Source organism: candidate division WOR-3 bacterium, from assembly GCA_039802005.1.
In the GTDB taxonomy this organism is placed as follows: domain Bacteria; phylum Hydrothermota; class Tepidihabitantia; order SM23-42; family JAOAFX01; genus JAOAFX01.
Map to the genome: position 1 here is coordinate 23,248 of JBDRVV010000014.1, position 24,932 is coordinate 48,179.

Genomic DNA, 24,932 nt, shown 5'->3' on the forward strand with positions numbered 1-24,932 from the left:
TATATCATCCCCCACCCATTGTCTTTTTATTTCAGTAGTACCGTCTTCTTTGTATCAACGAAGTTATCAGAACTCATCTGGTAGAAATATATTCCTGCAGATAGTTTTCTTCCTGCATCATCCTTTCCATCCCAGATTATGGAATAGAAGCCGGGCTCTTTTTCAACATCAACAAGCGTTCGCACAACCTGTCCGAGACAATTGTATATCTTCAAGGTCACTCTACCAGCCTTCGGAATTGCATAATTAATACGAACCATTCCCTTTGTCGGATTGGGCATCGGGTTTGATAAATTGTAGATCAATGGTGAAAGATTAGCCTCTTCTATACCTACATTGGGACGAATATCGCCGTTAATGAGTGTAAATGTCCTGTAATACCAGGCACCCCAGTTTTGTGCACGGAATGTTGCATTGTCACGGCCACGGACAAATAGTGAACAAACACGGTCAACGCCAGGAGTATATAATAGTCTGATTGAACCGATGACATCCTCAACAATTTCATCCCAGGCACCATCAACGACCTGCATTGGCACTTCACCACTGGAATTTCCGCTTGGACTTTTAACAATATAACTTGCCGCACCAATTGTGCTCAACCCGGTTTCAGAATCGCTGACCACGGCAGTGAATGTTAATAGTGTATCAGTGGCAGTCACAAATTTCGGATTGTTTGCAACGACTATTGAATTCGGAATAACCTTTGGTCCAAGGTCATCATTGCCTGCAATATTAATACGGAAATTACCGGTCTCAGCAAAGCCCTTCATAGAAGGATAGACATTTTTATCATTTACGGTCACACGGACGCGGTATTTGGTGCCGTTCTGTAAGGCAGAAATATTCCAGGAATAAGGTGATGTAAGATTGGTTCCTGAAGTGATGAGATACCAGGTTGAACCACCATCCGGTGAATATTCAATCCAGGTGGTATCAATCTGGGCACCACCATAAGCAGTGGCAGTCCAGGCGATTGAGATCGGGCTTGATGTATAAGTCTGTCCTCCCACTGGTGAAGATATAGTAACATCCGGGTGATCATGACCTATTAGCCAAATGAACATATTATTGAGAATATCAGTTCTCGTTGTGCTATTAGGATTGGTAGTATCAATTTGAGTAATTTCAAAGCAGTTAGTTACAACCCTTGTACGCTGACCACCCCATACACCATCACCCGGCGTTCCCATATTATTAGTAGATTCCCATTTGATACCGCAAGAATCATTTGCTACGTTACCGTGCCAGACATAGGTTCCAGTACCTGACGCTCCGGTGCCCGACAGTCTAATTGAATCACCAGCCGCGCCCTGACGGAAAGGCTGGTAGACAACACCGCCAGTATAATTACCCGATATCGGATCACCCGCTATACCCCGCAATGAAGTCCATGAAGTCGCAGTAATATCACCTATGTACCGAAAATGCAGATAATCCTTAGCAAATAGCGTATCAACCCGGCTGTACTGCCATGTATCCCAGCCAATATCATGACCAGTCATTGCAAATCTTGCACCACCATTATGGTAGGTTTTTATTGTTTCTTTCTGAGCAACAGTCCAAACCGGATAATTTTCCTGCCCAACCTGGAAATATACTGCCTTAAACCACTTGAGATTATCCCGTCTGTACTGTCCCTGGTCTTTTGTTGACCACCAGTTGTATGTCCAACCACCAGCATTTAGGGCATTCTTCATAAAATCAGGATGAGCAAATTCAGTTCCCTGGAGATTATTGTTAAGAAGAACAACGAGCACATCAATTCCTGCCTGTGCCTTGGTCTTGAATGTATAATGTGCTCCACCATTGTTATCACGAACTGCATTACCCCTGAAATCTTTGGATTCAACATCATAATAATAAATTGTATTCGGTGTCAAACCAGTAAGTTTTACCCGATGCGGCATACAATATGGTGTGTCAACCTGCGCAACAAGGTTAAGATTGCTCGGGTTTGTTCCATAATAAATCTTTGAATTTGCACCTTCATTCGTTGTCCAGCAAACATCTACTGAAGTGGCATCAATATTTTCACAATGGACATTAGAGATCGTGAAATACCAGGCATCTACTGCTGCCCAGGTCGTAGAAATATAAGAAGGATTGTTATCGGTATAAGAAACATAAATCGTATCACCCTGGCAGACCGATAACCTGCCATCACCATGTACTGCTCCACGGAAAAGCAAAGGCATTTCACCTTTGAATACATAGGCACTCTCAGCAAGTTCAACACACTTTAATGTCTCAGGTTGTGTCTCAATATATTTTCCTGTCAAAACAACACGAACTGTATCACGAATACCAACGGCCCCATAATTCGGGTCTTCAACCCTTACCCTTACAGTATCAATGATAAAATCATTAGCACGATAAGCAGGTTTATCTGTAGAAACAACCCCAGCAACAGTCGCTGCCGAGTAGGTGATTACCAGTGCATAAGGTTGTGGACCATATGGAACATTCCTGCCTTCTATCCGTACAAGCCAATCTCCCGCGGTCGGCGAATCTATTCTTGCACACTCCTCCACATTCAAAGAATCTCTTCCTGCCGGATTCGCTACCGAATAGCCACCCGAATATTGATTACCACGATAATAAGTAGAGCCTATCTGGACATACAAATCAAGGTCATTGACAATTTGTTTGTTGGCGGCAGGATTACCCGGATAATCAGTCCAGACAACTGTTATCTTCAAATTCGTTGCGCCCGAAGGGACATTAAAACGATAATCCTTTCTCTCGCCAGTCAGGACACCAATTGTATCATCAAGCAATAATGTTTTTCGGGTATCACCGGCAAAATATAGTGTGGAATCAAGGTCAACCCGACCCCAACCCACATTGTTATCCGGAACCGTATAACCAGTGATATTTGGATCTGCACAATTAATCAAGATTGCCTTTATCATTGCCGCACTGATATAAGACCAGGCATTTCCGGCGACCTTTTTACCGGTAGGATACCAACCCTCTCTTAAGTATTGTCTAACCAGTGCACCTGCACCACATGCTCCAGGCGAAGCCATACTCGTTCCAGACATACCTGAAAAGCCCGTGGTTCCAGTTGTAGCGGACGATATACTTACCCCCGGTGTGAGAATCGTTGGCTTTATCCTGTTGTCATCAGTTGGACCACGGCTTGTCGTTGTGTAATATGTCCGACAGGATGTGCTGTTATATGTTCCACCAACTGACACACAGTTTTTTGCTGCCGCAGGGGAACCCACAGTATTGACGCCACCTGCATTACCATTGGAGAAAAACAACAAGAAGTCTTTATGCGACCACATAAACTGGTCAACATTGAGACACATACTTGTATATGCACCGCCTGCGTCTGCCCCCCAGGAGTTCGTACTCAAATAAGCCCTGATACCATGGCTCGCATAATACTTGTTATAAGGTCTTATGTAAAGGTCGTTTAGGTCACCAAATGTGTAAATGGAACTGCTCGTATTATCGCCGCAGTCATTGTGGTATAACCGAGCCATTTTCGCAATACCATCCCGATAATCAGTTCCCAATGTAGTATCATTGCCCGCAGTCGTGCACCCGGTATGGGTTCCATGGTATGAAGCACCCGAGCCATCACCAAATACTATCTGGGCAGGTGCGCCCGAATCATAGGCAACGATCTTATTATGGGTTGGATATACACCCCAGGTCGTGATCTGGGCACTACCAGCACGATGCATATAGTGCTGTGTATTAATCCCAGAGTCACAGTGGTTTATTATTTCACCCTGACCATAAATACCCATTGCCCACATACGACGATAGGTATTGTCATTTCCACCCGGCGCTGTTGCAAGATATCCGCACTGGACGACCCACTGATATTGCTGGTTGTGCATTACCGGCTGGATATAAGGTTCAATCCAGTAAACCTCTTTTATGTTTGCAAGCCTGTTGATATCAGTCTTATTAATCACACACCAGACCATTTTATTAATGCCATTATCAGAAGTCACAACCTCATTATTTTTTGCGATTGCCTTTATCTGTTCCACAGTAGAATTCATATCTGCATCATTGAATAAGAGTATCGTAACCTTATGCTCAGTACCAACCCGGTCAAAAAGAGTTGAGAGCTTATATGCAGGTTGGTAGATACCCATCCAGTTCACAGCGGGATTTGCAAGTATTGCATTCTGTGGTGTTTTGCCTTTTATTGAAACGACAAAGCCGTAATTTGGAATATAAAAATGAATCTTTGCACCCTGTGACTCAAGCCAATCTTTTTCTGGACCATAGATCGGCCCTGAAAATTGAACAATGTAGTATCCAGTTTCATCATCCCGATACTGCGTCTTCAAATCAACTGGTAAATCAGGCTCACCATTCTTGCCAAGGGTTTTTGTATCAAAAGAAATTCCGTTTGAAAAGGCAATCTTTGTTGCATCACCATAAGCAACAGGAATAAATTGGGAGCTTACCTTACTGGAGAATGTTGGGATTATGTCTGAACGCTGGACATCCCCTTCCACACTCTCCTTTTGCAATTCTATTTTTGCCGTTTGGACGGGCATTTGCACCTGAGTTACCGATTTGGTTGCACCCAGGGCAAATATTGCAATAATCATCAATAGCATTATTTTTTTCATCTTCACTCCTTTCTATAGTTATTCAAAAGTTGACCATATGTCTTGTTTTTTTCCCTATCATCACCTCCTTTCATATATAGAATATTATATTTAAATTCAAATTGATGTCAAATATCAAATTACTATGCAATTTCATTTATTTCAAAAGAACTGTCTTTCTCACTTCTTTGAAGTCCGATGCTTCAAGTTTAACAAAATAAACACCGGCAGGCAATCTACGACCTAAATCATCACAACCATCCCAGATGATACCTGATGCATGATTCAGGATACAGAATTCAGGATTAAAAGATTTAACCACCCGACCCGTTACATCATAAACCATTAACGAAATTTCGGATTTCGGATTGCGAATTGCGGAATTGTTGGGGATTCGGGATTTGGAATTTGTTTGGAATTCGGTATTTGGAATTTGGAATTTAATCACAAGGTGATTCCGGAACGGATTTGGCGATATACCGAAGTAAAATCCATTATTATTCTTTTTTGAGATTGCATCTTTTACGCCCGCCCAATAATGAGACCTATACCATCCTGAATTGTATGGATCATAGCGGAACTTAGGCCAATCATAAGAACTTCCATTCAAATCAAATACCCAGAATTTGAAATCATTCGCTCCAACCATCAGTTCAAGTCTTCCATCATTGTCAATATCATAAACTGCTGGCGACTGTTCAATCCTTATTCCAAAGTGTATAGGAAACCCACTCATGAGTTGAGCCTTGTTATTAAAAGCGTATAAATTCCAATCCGCAGCACCACACAAGATATCCATAACCTCATCTCCATCTATGTCAGCTGCAATCGGCAATTTGAAATCATGCCCGTATGATGTGGGAAATCTCGGAATCATATTACCCAGCGAATCAAGAACTGATAAGAACAGTGAACCCTGATTGCTACCAACAATTATCTCAGGCCTTTCATTTCCAGTAATATCTGCCAAAACTGGATATGCCTCAACATCTCCAAGCGATGGGATATCTTTCTGCCACAATAAATGACCGCTGGCATCAACAAGGTTAACCATATCCGTAGAATCTGTGTAAAAACATATCTCAAGGTCTGCATCACCACTCACATTTCCCAAAACCGGTGAATAAACCATCTTCTTTGCTACCGCAATTGGAAAAGGATTTAGATAATTGCCGTAACGATCCCACACAAATAAAGAATCAGAATTTATTCCCCCGCAGACGACTATCTCAAGATTTCCATCATTATTTAAATCACCGACTGCAGGAGAACCCGCATGCCAGCCATACAAATTTTTTAGCAACCCATCAGGTGAATATACCCCGGTTCCATCGTGATGGAATGCATATAATTTACCATCTTCAGTTATAACAAAAATTTCAAGGTCTCCATCATCATCAATATCAGCAAGTGCTGGCGAGCCGAGAATGCCGCCACCTAATGTCTTGGGCCATCCTACCAGAGGCGTCCAGGTTGTATCAACTTTTGTTAAAATATAAAAATTATCCCACCATCGTCTTATTCCAAAACAAACTTCTAATGTTCCATTATCATCAACATCACCAACTGCTGGTGAAGACCAGATCTCAGCGCCACAGGTAAAAATTCTTCCATAAATGTCACTGTTCACTGGTGTTCCATCACTATGCCACATATATACATCCCCATTTCTTGAACAGACGACAATTTCCAAACCGGGATAAGATGGGTCAAGGTCCCCGAAATTTGGTGAAGAAAAGAGATAACCGAATACAGTCCTTGGCCAACCCTGGGCAACTATAGGATTAACCCTTGCCTTGATCGTATCTGATGACAAGCCCTCGTTCAGTGAAGTATCAACCGCAACAATGTAATAATAATAATCTCTATTTTTTTCAACATTTAGATCTTCAAAATATGCAGCAGGCAATAATGGATTTTTAATAAACTCAAAATTATTATTGGGAACCGTTGAGCGATATATCCTATACCCCTTCGCATTCATTACCATAGTCCAATTAAGGATTATTGAATTCTGCGTTCCGTATGACCATAGTGAATCAATCCGTGAGGGAGAGCCAAGTGTGACCTTTTTTTCCTGAACTTTAAGATTTTTAGTATATAAAGAGAATTTATAAGAAACATTCCCGGGATATACTTTTAAAACTTTTAAAGTATCATTTGCGGATACGATTTCATTGGGCCTAACATCATCAAATTGCACAATACTATCAATGACTGTAATCGTATCTGAAAGGCTCGTAATTTTTGCATAGACTGACTCGGCAATACAATGTCCATTGTTTTCAACAAAAGGCACGATTTTATATACACTTCCATTTGTAGTGAATTTCTGCGTAAAAAGTGTTAACACAGGAGATTCAACAACAAACTGACAGGTATCATAAATCACTTCTGAATTAAAATTGATATCCATATAAAGCAATGGTCCATAACCATCTGGTGTTGCCGGATTAATATCAATTATAAAAGGCGTTAAATTTTCTTTAAATTCTCCTGGTGGAATACCTACAAAATGAGCAGTATCACATAAAATATCAATAAAACTGTCTGAACTATAGATCTTTAAAAATACTGAATCCGATATCTGATTACCATTGTTTACCATACTTAGATACAGTGCAATTCTCTCACCCGGATTCGGAATTCCATTATTGTTGCCCATTGTATCAATCATTCTGAGGTGGTGATAAACAACATACGGTGCATCAGGTTTAACAAATACTGAATCTATATACGGTATAATATTTTCACTAATTATTGTGTACTTTAGATATCCAGGCGATTTTGTCCTTACCGGTGTTTCTGATATACCAACGAATCCAGAATCTTTTAAAAATATTTCATTTTCTTTGTAAAGAATAACTTTAAACTTATCTACGGGTGGGAATATTCTTAACGCGATTGTATCATCACCAATCTGAAGTGTATCCTTAATTGCTATAACGGAATCTATGTTATGGGGAACACTTGACCACAATTTGACTGTAGGGTCACCAAGTAGATTCAATGAATACTGAAAAACTCTGTGCCAGTTGTCAAACTGAGAATAAGGTATCCATGGAATTTTAGAAAAACCGAGGGCAGAACCCAATGAGGTTGAAAATAGTAATGGGAATAATGTTCTGACATAATCAAGATGATTATACGCCGCACTGGAACTCGTCGGACCGATATAGCCAATGCCACCGCCCTGTGGATTCATAACCCAATGCTCGCCAATACAATCTTCCTGAAAAGGACCTGTATAACAAGAAATGACCACAAGCAGGGGATAAATATTATTTGTTAATGAATCAAAAGAAAAATTCGTCACATATTCACGCGGGCTTGTTCGCACTCGCAACATATTCACATCCCCGTGAGAAAGCCAGGTAACTAAATTGTACCCATCGTTCATTCCATCCAAAACCTTCTGTTTAGGTTCTTCGTTAAAATAATACTTATTGAAATAAATAGGAAGGAGAGGACTTAACTGATTTCTTGCAAGATAATAAGAATCATTCTGAGACCAGAACATACTCGTAACAAATAACGCCTTTTTGTAATATGGCTCAAGCGAATTTGGGGGATTTACTCGTTCAAATAAATAGGCAACTATCTTATTCAAATATGCGTGGACATTTTCAGCATTGTGTGCAGGAATTCTTCCCACAAAAACATCTGGATATAAATCAATTGAATCAGCAACTTCACCGAATCGGTCATCGCCATCAAAATTCCAATTTCCATCAAGGTCTGAAAAATAAAGGTCCGTGGTTACATTAGCAGGGTAATTTCCCATCACATACTCTACCCACACCCAGCGTGTGGGGATTTCTGGAACATCATTCCCTAAAATAACAATACTCACACCCCATTTTTCAACTGCATCTTTTATGAAATTTCTCAGTTTTTCCGCGTCGTCAATTCCCTGATAATGCTGTTTAATCCAGGACATTGTTTTTATTGCCGTATTCAACCCAAGCAATCTTTTGTAACGGGCAAATTTTTCATAAGCAGAAATCATTGAATCGGTGGTGATTATCAGGAGGTCAACTGGAGGTCCTAAAAGTGAAGGTAGTTCAGATGGGATTAAATCCTCTACATTCTCCTCAATATGAAAGTCTGGAGTATTAGAAAGTATTGAGGCATTTGATTGTTTTACTACTGAAAAAACAAATTCATCAAAAATTGATTTTGAAAATATTGTCTGACGAATCGGTTTTATACCAGTTTTTTGATTTCCAGTTTTGATATCCAGTTCTAACTTCTTTAAAACTTCAAGTTTTTTTAATACTGGGTTATATCTAAACGGCGCAATCAATATCTGCCCAATACTATAACCCCTCAAGTTTCCAGAATGAAAACCAAGTATTAAATTATTCGGATAAAATTCATTTCTGTTATAAATTTCAAAGTCTGGTTTAGTAAATTCTATTGGTTCTCCAATGATTGCACTTTTCTGGGCTGGATAAATATAAAATTCTCCAGAAATTTCTGACCATTCTATATTGCTCACATTTACTGCTATTATTTTTTCATCTGGAGAAAACAGAAATGTATAAATAAATCCCGGAATTTCTGGTGTACCCGGCTTACCAAAATTTCCCCCATCCTCAAGAAAAATTCTCTGGTATCCATCAAAATTCGTTATTTCATACTTAAGTTTATCAACAGGAATATTTATATGGAAAGAAAAACAAAAACTCAAAACGAGGCAAATGCTTGCGAATAATCTCATTTTACTAAACATATTTGCCTTTACTTCTCAAAAGGGGCTCTGGCTTAAAAGCCAGAGCCCCTTAATCAATTATTTAGTCAAAACGAGTTTGCGCACGACTGAACCGTGGTCGGTTTCAAGATAGCAGAGATAGACACCACTGGCACATTCTTTATTGTCATCAGCAAGACCATTCCAGATAACCGTTTTAGGTCCTGGTTCAACCTCACCATTTGCAAATGTCTTTACGAGTCTTCCCGAAATATCATAGACCGCAAGCTTTACCCGCATCTTAACCGGAACCGAATAAGTAAATTTCACATTCTTGCTAAATGGGGTTGGCATTCCAGGAGAAAGGCTTATGTGCTCTATAGGAGATGGAGTTAGATTTTCATCAACTCCCACACCAGGAATACCGCGGAAACCGAGGATTTTTACTATCGCCCTATTTGGATTCTGGGCAATCGTCAACCAGTAGTTTCCATCTCTCGGGTCATATTCAACACCACGGACATTCCAGCCCGGTAGGGTCACTGAGTTTAAAACTGCACCATCACTTCTACGCAGTTCATATAGTGCAATCTTAAGTAATACCGGGGTTGCATCACTACTGAAATGTGTGTATACAAGTAACAGCGTTGTATCGGGGCCATAAGGCTCAATCGCCAATCCCCGCGGTCCATAGTTATCGCCGATTGTCAGATTGACTGAAGAAACATTTCCACCCAGGGTATCGCAACGATAAATTATTGGTGTCGCACCAGCCGATGTTCTGCGGTCTGCCGCATATAACCACCTTCGTGTAGGCATCCAGGCAAGTCCGGTTGGATAATCATTTGCTGGATTGGCAAATTGTCTCAAAACCGTGCCACTTGTGTTGATTTTATAGATTATCTTACTCGGCGCGGTAGGATTGGGGTCTGCCGCAACCCAGAATGTGTTGTCGTAAGCACAGTACTTAATATCGGTTGGACAGGAATCGGGTGACGGGATATAACCAAGATAGGTAACATTGCTATCCGAACTGTACATCACAATACCGGTTGTTCTACGATAGAAATTGGTGACATAAATCCGGTCATTCTGTGGATTGTAACCCAAGCCATAAAGGAAGTGTGTATCTCCCGGTGCAACCTGGACTGTCTTTGGACCCCATATAATATGGACTTCATTCACACCAATCTCAACGCTGAATCCGATATCCTGTACATATCCACCGTCACCAGTGAGATGGAGAATCATATCAACGAATGTCCCGGCAGGCGTTGTAGACGAAATAGAAAATCTGAAAGGTGAACTGCCATTATTACCTGTTCCACCAACTGCGATATTCCCAAAATTGCCGACAGAATCAAGCAATGTGATATATGGGCTTGACTCTCTTAATACACCGACGCAGTTGCTCACCGCAACACCGGAAAGATTTTTTAGTGTATCAGTCAGATAGACTGTTTCACCTGCATCGCAACGACCATTGAAATTCCCATTTGGTGGCGGGTCATAAAACCGCTGTCCAGAAATGTGCAAAACTGGATTTGCGGTAGGACCGAGCCCACCTGAGACAACAAGGGCATAAGGCTGATTTGTCCCTTGTGGAACATTTGTTCCTGTTACCCTTATCACCCAGTTACCCAGCTCTGGTACATTCCGGCGCACATTTTCTTCAACATTGCGATTATCAGCAGAGCCACCCGGGACTGATTGACCACCGCTATACACATTACCCAGATATACGGTGGCACTCGGGCTTGTAACCTGCAGGTCAAGGTTGTTAATAAGTGTTACTGTTGCACCAGCCGCGGCCGGATAGTCGGTCCAGACAAGGGTTATCTTTAATGGTTCGGACTGGTCATTTACTGTAATTGTAAATTCATCATACTGCCCGGTTGAAACACTATCATAAGTGACCCATAGTTTACGAACATCACCACTAAAATACAAAGCATCATCAAGGCATACCCTGCCCCAACCAGTATTGTTATCAGGGATTGTTGAACCAATAATTGATGGGTGTGCACCATTAACGATAATAGCCTTGACCAATGATGCGGGGATAAAACTCCACTGGTTTGCGGGATTTGAATCACCACTTGGATAAAATCCCTTTGCAAAATATTGTCTGACAAGTGCTGCATTACCTGCGGCACAGGGCGTTGCCATACTCGTACCAGCCATGCCGAGATAGGAGTTATTATTTGGACCAACTGATGAGTATAAGAAATAACCAGGTGCAGTTACGGTTGGTTTGATTCTATTGTCTGATGTTGGGCCACGACTTGAAAAATCTGCCATCATTGTGGCTGAAGTGCTGTTCATTGTTGCGCCGAGTGTAAGGATATTCTTTGATGTCCCCGGTGGATATACAGTTCCAGCACCCGGTCCACTATTACCTGCTGCATAAACAATCAAAAAATCACGATTATTCCACATAAACTGGTCGGTATTGACACAATAAGATGAATAAGAACCCGCACCACTCGTTGAACCCCAGGAATTAGAAGAAATTCGTGCTGCACCACCTGCATTTCCATTATAAGCGGGTTGATACATATTGGCAAGGTTTGAAGGAACTGAAAGGGTACCACTTGATGTGCCGATATCAATAAAGAAATTCTTTGCCTTTAATGGCATACCATCATTCGGGTTTGTTCCACCAACATAAGAATCGTCACCGCAGATTGTTCCTGCAGTATGGGTTCCATGCCAGGAACCACTCGCATTATCACCAAATGAAGCAGATGAACCTGTAGGTAAAATGTATGCAATGATTTTTCTATGGGTCGGATAGTTACCAAAGGTAGAAATATTGACTGCTGGGTCCCTGAACATATCATGGGTCGTCAATATTCCAGTATCGCAGGTGCTAACAACCTGTCCCTGCCCCTGAAGATTCTTACGCCATATCTTCCTGTCCACCTGTTTCCAGGTCTGGGTAACCCATTGACCTGATTGATTATAGGCAACCGGATGGAGATATGGTTCTATATGCATTACCTCGTTCATCCGCGCAATTTCATTGAGATGAGAACGATCAGAACGAATCTTTAAAATCTTACCATATTCGGTATCAGACACCTCAAGGATTTCACAACCGATCTTCTCCAGACGATTTTTAACAAGATATATGTTTTCATCCATAAATAAAATCACCAGCCATTCCCTTTCATTTGGTAACTCCTTAAATAAAGTGCTAATCTTGTAAGCGGGTTCATAGTTTCCAATCCAGTTAACAAAAGGTAATCCTTCAACAACTGCCTTTCTACTTCTATCCATCTTTGCAATGAATGCGTTAAACGGAATGTATTGAATCAGTTTCACTCCATGGGATTCAATTGCCTGTTTCATATCCTCATAGATAGGACCTTTAATATGGATAAGATAATAATCTGATTCACCAGTGAGCTCTGCCGGAATCTCCGGAAGTTTTTCTCTCGGGTTGAAATAATATTCCCCTATCGCAACATAATCATATTCTGGCAGATAGGGTGGTGTAAATGTCCCACTCTGTTGTGATACCAGATATGGGTCTACAACAGTCATAAGACTCAATATCAAAATGATTTGCATTATACCTCCCTTTTTTTCATTTTATTCCACTCATTTTTCTTATTTGTCATTTTTATCCGTACCACCCCCTTTCTTTTTTTAATCAATAATTGTGCATAATTATAAGTTAGAATCCATAACATTTAATCCACCATCTATTGTAAATTATAATAAAAATCTATTAAATGTCAAGGGGGAAACGACAGCGTCTATTGAATACATACACCTTTGAAAAACCAGAAGATTTTGCATATTCAAGTCCATCTTTTATTCCTCTCCCAAGGTCTTCCACCTTATGAGAATCAGAACCAATTGTGATTATCTCAATACCGGCTTCTTTCGCAAGTTTGATAAATTCAACCGATGGATAAAATTCGTTATTTCTTCTAAGCCCTGCAGTATTTATCTCCAGCCCTGTTTCATATTCTGCCATAAGTTGGAAAATTTGATATACATACTCACGATTAAATTTTTTAATCCTTTCTCCATAAAAATTCAATCCATATTTCTTATATACATCAAAATGAGCAACAGCATCAAAAAGCCTTGAACGGACAAGGATTTCCATTGTTGAAAAATATTTATCAAGCAAAACTTCCGCGTTATGTTTTTCAAAATAATAATTGCATTCTCTGGAACTATCAATACAGATATGGTCAAGACAATGGATACCAGCAAGAAGATAATCAAGAGAAAGCCCTTTAATCACTTCTTTTAAACGTTCTTCCACGCCATCAAAGAATCCCACTTCAATACCAAATTTTATGTTCAAACCTTTACTTCGGTATTGCTCTCTTAAATCAAATATTTCGTTCTGTAATTTCAAGAGGCTTTTATTACCAATTGGCTTAATTTCACCATTGAATCTTATTAAATTATCATTTCTTTCTTTATCCAGTTCACAATGGTTAGTAAAACAGATTTCTTTTAACCCAAGACTAAGCGCCTTTTCACAATAATCGCGTAGGCTGCCATCCGCATCTATTGAATGACCTGTGTGGATATGATAATCAACCATATTATAAAATCACTCGATCATCAAGAGGTTCAAATCTATCTGCCTTTTCTTTCAAATCATAAGCCGTATTATCTGGAAATGAAAAAATCTCAACCTTTTTATGTTTGTTCTTAACAAATTCCACGAGCGGCACAAAATCACCATCGCCTGATGCAAGGACTATTGTATCAACATAATCAATCATTCCTAAAATATCAAGGGCAATACCCATATCCCAGTTTGCCTTTGCTGAACCGTCGGCACGGGTGCGCACATCTTTTATTTTAACAATGTAACCGATATGCTCAAGGCTGGTTGCGAAAGGTTTTACATCTCCTTCCGGTGGCTGCACAATATAAGCATATGCCTTAACCAGATTTCTGTCCCCGGTGATTAATCTCAATAATTTCTCATAATTCACCTTTGCACCATAACTCATCTTCGCCGAATAATATAAGTTTTGCGAATCAACAAATATTGCAATGTTCTCTTTCTTTGTTAGACTGGAGGCAGCAAGCAAGGTTCTGAGCAAACGGACTTCTTCATAAACCTTGCTGTTCCATTCAATACTTTTTGTCATTAGGGATTTAATATCTTCCAAGGTTTGAAATAAAAGGGTGAATTTTTTTTCCAAAATTTCATTTATATCTTCTTTTTTAATTTCTATTGTCTCCATATATTACTCCTTGTCTTTTCCTAATTCACGTCTTTTAAAAAGCGGTAGATAATTATACAAAGAAGGCTTTGATTTTTCATTCGGGGCATTGGTCCATACCAGAGTATATTCTTGTGTCCCCCGTATATCAACAAAGATAAATTCTTGCCCATTATAATACTGCCAGTATTCATAGGGTTTGGATTCTTCAAATTGTTTATTATCAATCTCGTCCGGTGGGCCAAATTTTATATATATACGTCCCCGATCAGTCTTTGAGCCCGGCAGATATCCCTCCTGAAAATTTGCATCAGCATATTCATAACGACGAGAAATTTCCTTATAGTCGTGTTTCTCCCAGAATCTCTTTAAATATAACCTCCTTCCCTCATCCTTGAGTGTTTTAAAATATTTATATTCCTGACTGCTTACAAAGTATTCAATTGCATCATAATAAGGTAAATCTTCAGAAGTAATTTCTATCTTTTCTTTTGTTTTCCTTATTGCAAAACTGATTGATTTTTCTAATTTACGATTGATAAGTGAATCAAAAACAACAACCTTAAGCTGATAGTTCCCGGGTTTTAGGGTTTCAATATTGATACCTAAATTCAGTGCCTGTTGGATGAATTTTTTTTCAATAGATTTAGTAACTTTTCTTATAATTTTTTCGCTTGTATCTGTAATTATATATGAGACCGTTAATTTTGTGGTATCCGGGATGATATTATATATTTCGTAATATAAAAATAGATTCTTGGTACCTTCTTCAAAAATACCTGAAGGATTAGGCATAATTCTTAAATTGCCTTTTGTCAGATACCCCCCAGTTGTGTCACTTATTATTGAACTTGCCAGTAAAAGATCACTCATAAAATAATCTAATTCAGTGATTGATTTCTTACCTTTAACCACTCCTTTATTCGCGCCACAAACTAATTCAACACTCCAATTGTAATCATCGTAAGGCAGATATTTACCAAATTGCAGATAAAATACCATCTCTTCCTTTGCTGCTTGAGAAAAGGAAGGAATTGTAAATTTATTTGATAAGGAATCATAAATAGAATCAGTTCCTGATTGATTTACTATTTTACATTTTAAAAGACAATCAGCAATTATCCTTCCGTCAATTTCTTTATAATAAAGTTCATTATAAGGTATCGCACAATTAAATTCAAGGTAAAAAATATTTTCAACTCTTGTCTGAATACCGAGTGAGTCTTTGACATTTAATGGGGTGTAGTACAGAACAGGCTGAACATAAAAATTTATTGAACAAAACAATATCTGTATAAAAATCATATTCTTTCTCCCTGGGGATTTATGAGGATATATTCGCCGAATCCATGTCGGTCATAAAATACGAATTTTAAATTCAGTTTATAATAAAACCAAATTTCATAGGGTTTTGTTGAAAGTTCATAGGGTCTGGATTGTATTTCATCTGGAGGTCCGAATTTAATATATATTCTTCCACGATCACTCCGCCAGCCTTTGTCACCGAATGAAAAATGCTCATCGGCATAGGCAATGCGGTCAAAATATTCCCGCTCTCTTTCATTATACTCAGTATTGGGTGTTGGGTCATATTGTTTCCAGAATGCCTTCCAGAGTGAATCCCTTTCTTCTAACCTTGCTCTCCTCAACTGGCTCAGTTCATTCGGTGTTGCTATATATTCAAGCTGGCTTACCCTTAAATACCAGGTCTTTTCATCTAAATAAAATGGCCTATCAATATCAATGGGAATGTTCAATACCTCAATTTTTTTCCCATTGTTTTCTATGACAAAATCTAATTTATATTTTCCATTTGAAAGATGCCCGACAAAAAAGTCAACTGTATCCTCATAGGTACCAGACTTCAACGACTCAGTTTTTTTCATATTCTGCAGATAGATATTGATATCTCCCGACCTGTTTTCAGGATTGATCACCGTAAATGTGATAATTATCGTATCATTTATAAATCGCGAACGCACATTGGCGAGATATTCAAAAGTCTGGATATTGTCATTTACATTCAGAAGTTCAGCACCCTGTAAATCAATTATTTTAAGATTAAACCTTGATGCTGTTCTCGGTATGATTAGATTGATTGAATCATAGTAATTTGTAGAATCTCTTTCCCTCTCTCTGAGCCAGTAATCGCCTGCAACCTGGTGTTTCTTTTTGTCAAATACTACCAATTGGATTTCATAGGTTGCCATAGTAATTGAATCAACTGAAGTAAATCTCAAAATCTGGGCAGGAATTTCCAACATAACATTCATATTAAAAGATGAATCATCAAGAGGTGCGTATGCAACCTGCCATTTTATTGTTGATAATATTAAATAAATTAACATCATTATATCTTTTCCAGATTTTTGTTTTTAAACACTGAATTTAAAGCCTGGTCAATTTTCTTTACAAAATGAAATTTGAGTCCCTTTTTCACATGTGGGGGTATCTCAAGCAGATCCTTCTTATTTTCTTCGGGTAAATAAATCGTATCAATACCTGCGCGTTTTGCAGCAATAACCTTCTCCTTGATACCACCAACTGGTAAGACCCTTCCTGTTAAGGTTATTTCACCCGTGAAGGCAATCTTTGGATCTATCACCTGATTTCTAAATAATGAACTTAATGACATAATTACTGCCAGTCCAGCAGACGGCCCATCCTTGGGTATGGCGCCTGAAGGAATATGAATATGTAAATCGTAATCATCAAAATTTTCTTTTATACCCCACTTATCAAACTTTGTCTTGAGATATGAGACTGCCGCCTGACAGGACTCTTTCATCACATCACCTAATAGACCGGTCAGGATCAAACCCTTTTTTCCTTTAACTTTTATTGATTCAATAAAAATTATCTCCCCGCCCGTAGGTGTCCAGGCAAGTCCTGTGGCAAGTCCTACTTCACCCCGGCGTGCAGCAACCTCAGAGAATGTTTTGGGTGGTCCAAGGAATTCACAAAGATTCTTTTCGTCCACACGTACGGGTTTCTTTTTCCCTTCAGCAAAACGCTTTGCAACCTTCCTGCATATTGAACCAATTTCTCGTTCAAGATTTCTCACCCCTGCTTCTTTAGTATAATTATTGATTATCATTTTTATTGCTGATTCTTCAAATTGAATATATTCTGGTTTCAAACCACTTTCAGCAGTCTGCCGTGGAACCAAATATTTTTTTGCAATCTCAACTTTCTCTTCAAGGATATAACCAGGCAGTTCTATTATCTCCATACGATCTTTCAATGCAGGAATTATTGGATCTATTAGATTGCCTGTGGCAATGAACATTACATTTGATAAATCAAAAGGAACTTCAAGATAATGGTCAGAAAAAGCATAATTTTGTTCAGGGTCAAGAACCTCCAAAAGGGCGCTTGAAGGGTCGCCTCTAAAATCAGTACCTACCTTGTCAATTTCATCAAGCATAAAGACTGGATTCTTTGAACCACAATTCTTTATAGATTGAATAATTCTACCCGGAAGCGCACCGATATAAGTACGACGATGCCCTCGAATTTCTGCCTCATCCCTTATCCCACCGAGCGATATGCGAACAAATTTCCTGCCCAATGCACGGGCAATCGATTTTCCCAATGATGTTTTACCTACACCCGGTGGACCGATAAAACAAAGAATTGTGCCTTTTGAGTCTGGTTTTAATTTTTTCACTGCTAAATACTCAAGTATTCTTTCTTTTACTTTCTCAAGGTCATAATGGTCTTCATCTAAGATTTTTTTTGCCCTTATGAGGTCATGATTATCCTCTGTTGAGATTGACCAGGGCAGAGAAATCAACCAATCAAGATATGTCCTTGAAACTGTATATTCTGCAGCCTGGGGTGGCATTTTGGAGAGGCGGTCAAGTTCTTTCAACGCAACCTTTTCCACATTTTCTGGCATTTTAGCTTCTTGAATTTTTTTTCTTAATTCTTCAATTTCACGGGTATGTTCATCGGTCTCTCCGAGTTCCTTCTGGATTGCCTTTAACTGCTCCCTTAAATAAAATTCTTTCTGACCTTTGTCAAACTCATTCTTAACCTGAGTTCTAATCTTGGCTCCGAGTTCTAAGATACTAATCTCTTTCTGCAAAAGTGGGATCAATTTCAAAAATCTTTCCTTGGGTTCAGCAATTTCAAGAATTGCCTGTTTTTCATTCACATCCAGGTTTGTGTATCCGGTAACAAAATTAATGAGACGGTCCGGATCATCAATATTTAATACAATTGCTCCAAGTTCATCGGGTAGGTATGGCGCCAATGATACAAGTTGCTGGAACATTGTTACCACATTCCGCATCAAAGCCTCAATTGATACATTCTTTTTATACCCATCTGTATATAACTGAATTTTTGCCTTGAGATATGGTTCAACCTGAGTAAATTCCAGAACCTTGAAACGTTTCAGTCCCTTAACCAGCAATCTGATTGTCCCATCAGGAAATCTAAGCATTTTTGTAATCTGTATAACACATCCCACCTGATAAACTTCTTCAGGTTTTGGTTCCTCAATATCGGGGTTTCGCTGGGTTATAGCACCAGCAAGTTTGTTTGTGGTGAGTATCTCATCAATCAATTTAGCAAGCCTTGGTGTTTGTATGATCAGAGGTACCATCTGATCAGGAAATATAACACCGCCCTTGATTGGAATAATACCTAATTCATCAGGAATCGCAATCTCTTTCTCTTCCATATTTTAGTTCTCCTCAATCGGTATAATATATTCTTTTAAAACAGAAAATTCTATTGTCAAAATCCCATGTTTTAATTTATATCTTCCATATTGTGGGTCAACGGGTAAAGGAAATTCTATCCTTCTAAAAAATCTACCATAGGCAATCTCAAGATTATGAAAAACCACATTTTGTCTCTTTGTACTTTGCTCTGCTATTTTAGGCTTTTTAGTTCCCGTAACTGTCATATGATTCTGTCCGACATATATCGTAATATCTTTTAATTCCACCCCGGGTATTTCAATAATAACAAATATCTTCTCATCGATGATATACAAATCATAAAGGGGTTGCCAGTTTATAAAATAATCTGTGCTATATTCTTCAGCCAATGTTTTATCTTTCTCAAAAATTATTCTGATTTCAGAAATATCAATATTATCCATACCCGTATTATTCTGCTTCATAGTAAATTATATATCAAATACTATTCCTGTCAAGAAAGGATTAGCGGGGTCTCAAAAATCCTATAGGCAGAATCATCTCTTCCATTGAGATTCCACCATGCTGGAATGTGTATTTAAACTCTCTTTCGTATTCAGTCGGTTTGGTTGGATATATAAAATAATAATCTTCGCGTGCAATAAGAAAACGGACCGAAGGGTCTTCAGCGGGTAAATACAATTCACCAGGATTGTTTAATAGTAATGCGGCCTTCTCATCAGCCCTCAATGCTGGACCATATTTATATCTCAAATTTGGTGAAATATCTCTGCCCCCGTATACAATCGTTGGTCTCCGCACATGTATAAAACCATGGTCACTTGTAAGAATTACCTGCCGCTTTTTGTTTGCAATCAATTTAAATAATTCAAAAATAGGTGATATTGGAAACCAGTAGCTCAAAAGATTTAGCAATACGCGTTCATCATCTAAAAGTCCTTTCATATCTCCCCTTCCCGGAATTGAATGCAACAAAAGGTCAAAAAAGTTTATTATCACAATCGTTATATCACTACGGTCCTGGGCAATCTTCTGAATATTTTTTTCAAGGTCCTCAATAGTTGACAATTTATGAAAACTAAAAGTGATTTTGAGGTTGTTGCGTTTCAACAATTCTGTAAATAACTCTTTTTCAAAACGATTTTGACCTTTTTCTTCAAAGAGCCAGTATTGTGGATATTTCTGAAGAATTTCAAGCGGTAATAAACCGGCAAAAATGCTATTTCTTGAATATGGCGTTGCCGATGGCAAAATTGAATAGTAATACTGTGTATTTATTTCAAAAAAATCACGCAGATAAGGCTGGAGTTTTAGATACTGGTCAAGACGCATGGAATCAAATATAACAAAAAATAGCGGACCGTTTTTTAATGCCGGGAAAACGACCAAATTAAATAAATTATGGGAGAGTATTGGACCTTTATTTTTAATAAAATTTTTGTATTCATAAATAATATATTTTGAAAAACCAGAGTTCGCACTCTGTTTTCTTTCATCATGTATCTCTTTTAATTCCTTGCTCCCATATTCCAAAAAACGCAAATCCCAGGTCACAAGGTTCCGGTAGTAATCAATCCACTCATTATAATCAACAGGTTGAGAAATTGCATTAAACTGGTTCGCATATTCTTCAGCCATCTTTTCTTCAATCAATTGCCTTCTTTTTAAAATCCTGTTAAGTACAGAAAGAATCTGATTAAAACTGAACGGCTTTGTGATGTAATCATCAACCCAACCACTGTAAGCCTGTTTCATCAGTGTTTCTTCTTCACTCTTAGTCACCATCACAACAAGTTGCTGGGGATTATCAAGTTTTATTCTTTTCAAAACCTCAAGTCCATCAACACCGGGCATAATCTCATCAAGAAAAATCAAATCAAACACCTCGTGGCTGGCAATCCTTACCCCATCCTCGCCACTTGTTGCTGTTTTTACTTCATAACCTTCCTGATTTAAAAGATAAATAAATGGTTTCAAAAGTTCAATTTCATCATCAATCCATAAAATTTTCATTTTAACTCCTTGGTATAAAAATTTGAAATGTTGTACCACCAGGACCGGTCTTTTTTAATATCAATCTTCCATTATGATAGCCCTCAATTATTCTTTTTGTCAACACCAATCCCAGACCCCATCCATATTTTTTTGTTGTATATCCGGGCTTGAATATATCCTTCGCCTGTTTTATTCCACCACCGGTATCGGTTATTTCAATCAATGCCCCACCATCAGCGGTTTGGGTTTTGACTGACACAATTCCTGGCTTTGAACCTATCGCATCAAGGCCATTCTTTAAAATATTTTCAACTGCCCAATCAAGTAAAATATCATCAAATTTTATCATGGGCAATGGTTGATAATTTTCAATGAATTGAATTTGATTGTGGGCACGCCGTTTTACATAGTTTACTGCCTTTTGTATAATTGGTATAGGGTCTTTCTCCACAAGTCGCGGCGGCATACCGATTCTGGAAAATTTTTCTAATACCTCTTTCATTCTCTGGGCATCCTCAGCAATACCTTCGTAGATCTCTTTGGGTACACTCTTTCTTAATGTTTCAAGCCAACCCGAAAGAGAAGAAAGTGGAGTTGCAAGTTGATGTGCAGTCTCTTTGGCAAGTGAATACCATATCTTTTCTTCTTCACTCCTTCTATAAATAAGATACCCCCAGAAACCCAAAAACAAAAAGGCAAGTAAAAATGCGGTCATTAGAAAAGGAAGAATTCTAAGCGACCTTGTGAATGGTGATAGCCCATAATGGACATACCCCACAAAAGTAGAGTCAGAACCGCTTCTTATTACTATCGGTATCGGTTTGTGCTCACGATCAAGATTCCTCGCTACCCTTACCAGATTCGTATCTGAAACATTCTTTGCTGAATATGGTCTACCCTGTGCATCGGTTAAGACCACCGGAAAATCAATTTTTTCAATCACCTCACGGAATAACAATGCAAGCAACTCTTCTTCACTTGCCCCGGGACCCGATGCATAACTGGCAAATATCCTTGATGTAGTTTCGGTTTCTTTGCGTATTCGTTGGATTAAAAAGTTGGAATAAATATATGTGCCGATACCAATCAGACCGATGCCAATTAAGAAATATATGACCAGAGTCCGCGATGTAAATCCGCTGGTCTCAGGCAAAACTCCTTTTTCTTCTCTACGCCTTAATAGCCTCATATTTCTTTCTTTTTTCAAGATATAATCTCTTATCTGCATTATCAATCAGTATTCCAAAGTCTTTACCGTCCTCAGGATAAGTAGCAATGCCGCAAGAGAAATTGACAAACAATTCATCCTTTTTCAATCTGGTTATCAGTGCCCTTGCCTTTTCAATACGAGATCTTATTGCACGGGCACCCGCATTTGGCAAGATTATTATAAATTCATCACCGCCATACCGGGTGACATAACCGTCTTTTATAATTTCTTTAAATATCTGTGAAATTCTTTTTAACAAATGGTCTCCTGCGATATGCCCGTATTGATCGTTATATTCTTTGAATCGATCAAGATCAATCATTGCAATCGCAAATTGTTTATGCGACTTTTCAATTAGTTCATTCAATTTTTCCCTTAAAAATCTATAATTGTAAACACCGGTAAGTTCATCCGTATACGAAATTATTAGGTTCCTTTCAAAGAGTCTGTTATTTTCCATTGCCAGACCGAGAAAATCACCAAATGCCTCTAATAATCTAATCTTATTAAGGTCTGGCACACGGTTATCCACTGGATCGGCAAGGGATAAAATACCCAATATCTCACCGTTCCTTGAATAGATTGGACTGATCAAAATATCACCCTGCGACCATAGATTATGCACCCTTTTTGGCACCGATGGGATTTTATATACTTCATAATTTCTTATTTCTTTAAAAACTTCTTCGCTTGGTACATAATATGAATTAGAAATTCGGAACCGGTCTTCCATTAAAATTTTTATCAGTTTATACGGAGGGTGGACCTTTTTTGCTTCACGGAATTTTTTCAATGAAATGCCTGCACTATGAAAACGCTCAAACGAGTCTGTTTCAGGGTCATAAACTGAGCACATAATTTTCTTAAAACCAAGAATCTGCTGAGCACGGCGTAAAACCTCGGTGAAGAAATGTTTTAATTCATAAGGAGATAATAAAAGTTTTGCAATATCCTGCAGTCCCCTGCTTTCAAGGAGTGCCTTATTCAATGCCTGGAACAGTTCAATCCTTTCCAGGGCAATAGATGCCTGATTTCCAAGAAATTTCAAGCGCATTATTGCATTTGTCTGATTTCTCATTTTATCATAGTCATCCAGTAAAAAGAATCCCCTGCCCATATTTTTTACTGTAAAAGGAACGATAAGTACGACACCCGGATTCAAACTATCAAGAAAAAATTTCAAAAATTTATTTTTGGACTTTTCCAATTTCAAAATCTGTCTGCTTTGTGATATCTGACGATATACTGCATCGGGAAGTAATTTTATAGATTTTTTTTTATTCCTGCCTACAAGATGGTCTTCAACCATATAATATAAAAATACCTTATTTGTATCAAGAAGTTTCTGGGCAGCACTTTCTACAAACCATACAACCTTATTCAATTCAAGGGTTGTAATAACATTCAAGTTTAATTCATTGATTACCTGAAACTCAGAAATCCTTTCCCTCGCAACATTGCTGACCGCAATAATTTGAGTTATGAGTTTAACGATACTTCTCAATTTTCCCATAATATTGCTGTCTAACATTTCCCCGGGTTCAAACATCATATACAGACTATATTTTAATCCACTTATTTCGAATTCTTCAAAAAAGTAATTTTCTCGCAGATACTTAATCTGGTCCGGTGTACTCTTATATTGATATAAAATCTTATTGTCCTGCATAAGTAGACAACCCTGACTCGCAATATTTGTCCCCAGAAGCCGCGCAAACTCCTTTACATCAATTTCCTGTATTCTAATGCTGTTTAGAACGGAAAGAAATTTATCTATTCTCTTCTCAATCGTGATCATATTATACTGATATCTTTTTTGAAAATTCTTGCAATTTCACATAATGCATCGTCGGGTCCGCAATAGGCATCGCATAAATATAATTTTTTCAATCCAATCTCTATCTCATCATTTTTATTATGATATACAATCGCACCCTGCCATTGTATTTTTTCCAATTCTTTAATGCTTTTATCAACCTGATTAAAAAACAATCTTGGCTGTTCCTGGGGTAACTCTTTCAATATACTTTTGAGCTCAAGTTTGTTAAATTTAAACAACGAAATCGGATCAACTGAAGGAATTTGGAAAAAATTTTTCATTGCTTCAATCCCGCCTTTGATTAAAATATTATAAAATGGAAAATTCCCCTTATCATAAAAGGCAACCCTTTTTTCGGCATCTACGAGGTCGGGTAAATTAAGATTTGCCCTCTGGTTAAGGTCAATAAGCCAATGAAAATTTATTTTTTTAAATTCAGTTTTTAGTTGATTAAACTCGCGTGTTAAAATTTTGGGAATTTCTTTATAATAGAAAATTTGGAAATAATTTGTCCTTAACAACTTTAGATACGGCGAGAAGACCTCGGGGACAAAGAGTGTAACACTACCCAGTTTTCTTATCCCAGCAATAAACGGAAGTTCCTTTAAAAAATCTTTTATATTGTCGGTTGGTGCGATAAAAAAACTCTCTCTCCTGCCGATACCAATTGGTTTGAAAGCTCTATAAAATTTGCGTTTCTGAGCTTTTAGATAAAGGTTACGAATCAAATTCATAAACAGTTTTTA

General features: G+C 38.3%; 13 protein-coding genes. All 13 read right to left on the reverse strand.

Going from position 1 to position 24,932, the window contains the following annotated elements; translation table 11 throughout:
- Window positions 1-26: 26 nt before the first annotated feature.
- Entirely contained in the window at window positions 27-4,610 is a 4,584-nt protein-coding gene (locus ABIL69_06000) for a S8 family serine peptidase (GenBank protein ID MEO0123542.1), read from the reverse strand.
- A 136-nt stretch (window positions 4,611-4,746) separates the two neighbouring features.
- Window positions 4,747-9,324: a C25 family cysteine peptidase gene (locus tag ABIL69_06005; protein ID MEO0123543.1), complete on the reverse strand. Its 4,578-nt coding sequence runs from the start codon at window positions 9,322-9,324 to the stop codon at window positions 4,747-4,749.
- Window positions 9,325-9,381: 57 nt separating this feature from the next.
- Window positions 9,382-12,858, reverse strand: a complete 3,477-nt coding sequence (locus tag ABIL69_06010) for a S8 family serine peptidase (GenBank protein MEO0123544.1) — start codon at window positions 12,856-12,858, stop codon at window positions 9,382-9,384.
- Between the two features lie 160 nt (window positions 12,859-13,018).
- Window positions 13,019-13,855, reverse strand: a complete 837-nt coding sequence (locus ABIL69_06015) for a histidinol-phosphatase (protein ID MEO0123545.1) — start codon at window positions 13,853-13,855, stop codon at window positions 13,019-13,021.
- Between the two features lies 1 nt (window position 13,856).
- On the reverse strand, window positions 13,857-14,510 hold the full coding sequence (locus ABIL69_06020) for an NYN domain-containing protein (GenBank protein ID MEO0123546.1): 654 nt from the start codon (window positions 14,508-14,510) through the stop codon (window positions 13,857-13,859).
- A gap of 3 nt (window positions 14,511-14,513) precedes the next feature.
- The gene (locus ABIL69_06025; protein ID MEO0123547.1) at window positions 14,514-15,794 is read right to left on the reverse strand and encodes a GWxTD domain-containing protein; all 1,281 of its coding nucleotides are present in this window, start codon (window positions 15,792-15,794) and stop codon (window positions 14,514-14,516) included.
- A complete protein-coding gene (locus ABIL69_06030) occupies window positions 15,791-16,840 on the reverse strand; it encodes a GWxTD domain-containing protein (protein MEO0123548.1) in 1,050 nt (349 codons plus the stop codon). Before ABIL69_06030 ends, ABIL69_06025 begins: the two co-directional genes overlap by 4 nt.
- Window positions 16,840-19,179, reverse strand: a complete 2,340-nt coding sequence (gene lon, locus ABIL69_06035) for an endopeptidase La (protein MEO0123549.1) — start codon at window positions 19,177-19,179, stop codon at window positions 16,840-16,842. Before lon ends, ABIL69_06030 begins: the two co-directional genes overlap by 1 nt.
- A 3-nt stretch (window positions 19,180-19,182) precedes the next feature.
- Complete coding sequence (locus ABIL69_06040) at window positions 19,183-19,626, reverse strand: Hsp20/alpha crystallin family protein (protein ID MEO0123550.1); 444 nt, start codon at window positions 19,624-19,626, stop codon at window positions 19,183-19,185.
- Window positions 19,627-19,666: 40 nt separating this feature from the next.
- On the reverse strand, window positions 19,667-21,175 hold the full coding sequence (locus ABIL69_06045; protein MEO0123551.1) for a response regulator: 1,509 nt from the start codon (window positions 21,173-21,175) through the stop codon (window positions 19,667-19,669).
- Between the two features lies 1 nt (window position 21,176).
- Entirely contained in the window at window positions 21,177-22,346 is a 1,170-nt protein-coding gene (locus tag ABIL69_06050) for a HAMP domain-containing sensor histidine kinase (protein MEO0123552.1), read from the reverse strand.
- Entirely contained in the window at window positions 22,327-24,165 is a 1,839-nt protein-coding gene (locus ABIL69_06055; protein ID MEO0123553.1) for a sensor domain-containing diguanylate cyclase, read from the reverse strand. Before ABIL69_06055 ends, ABIL69_06050 begins: the two co-directional genes overlap by 20 nt.
- A complete protein-coding gene (locus tag ABIL69_06060) occupies window positions 24,162-24,920 on the reverse strand; it encodes a hypothetical protein (protein MEO0123554.1) in 759 nt (252 codons plus the stop codon). The genes ABIL69_06055 and ABIL69_06060 overlap by 4 nt, the downstream gene beginning before the upstream one ends.
- Window positions 24,921-24,932: the final 12 nt, after the last annotated feature.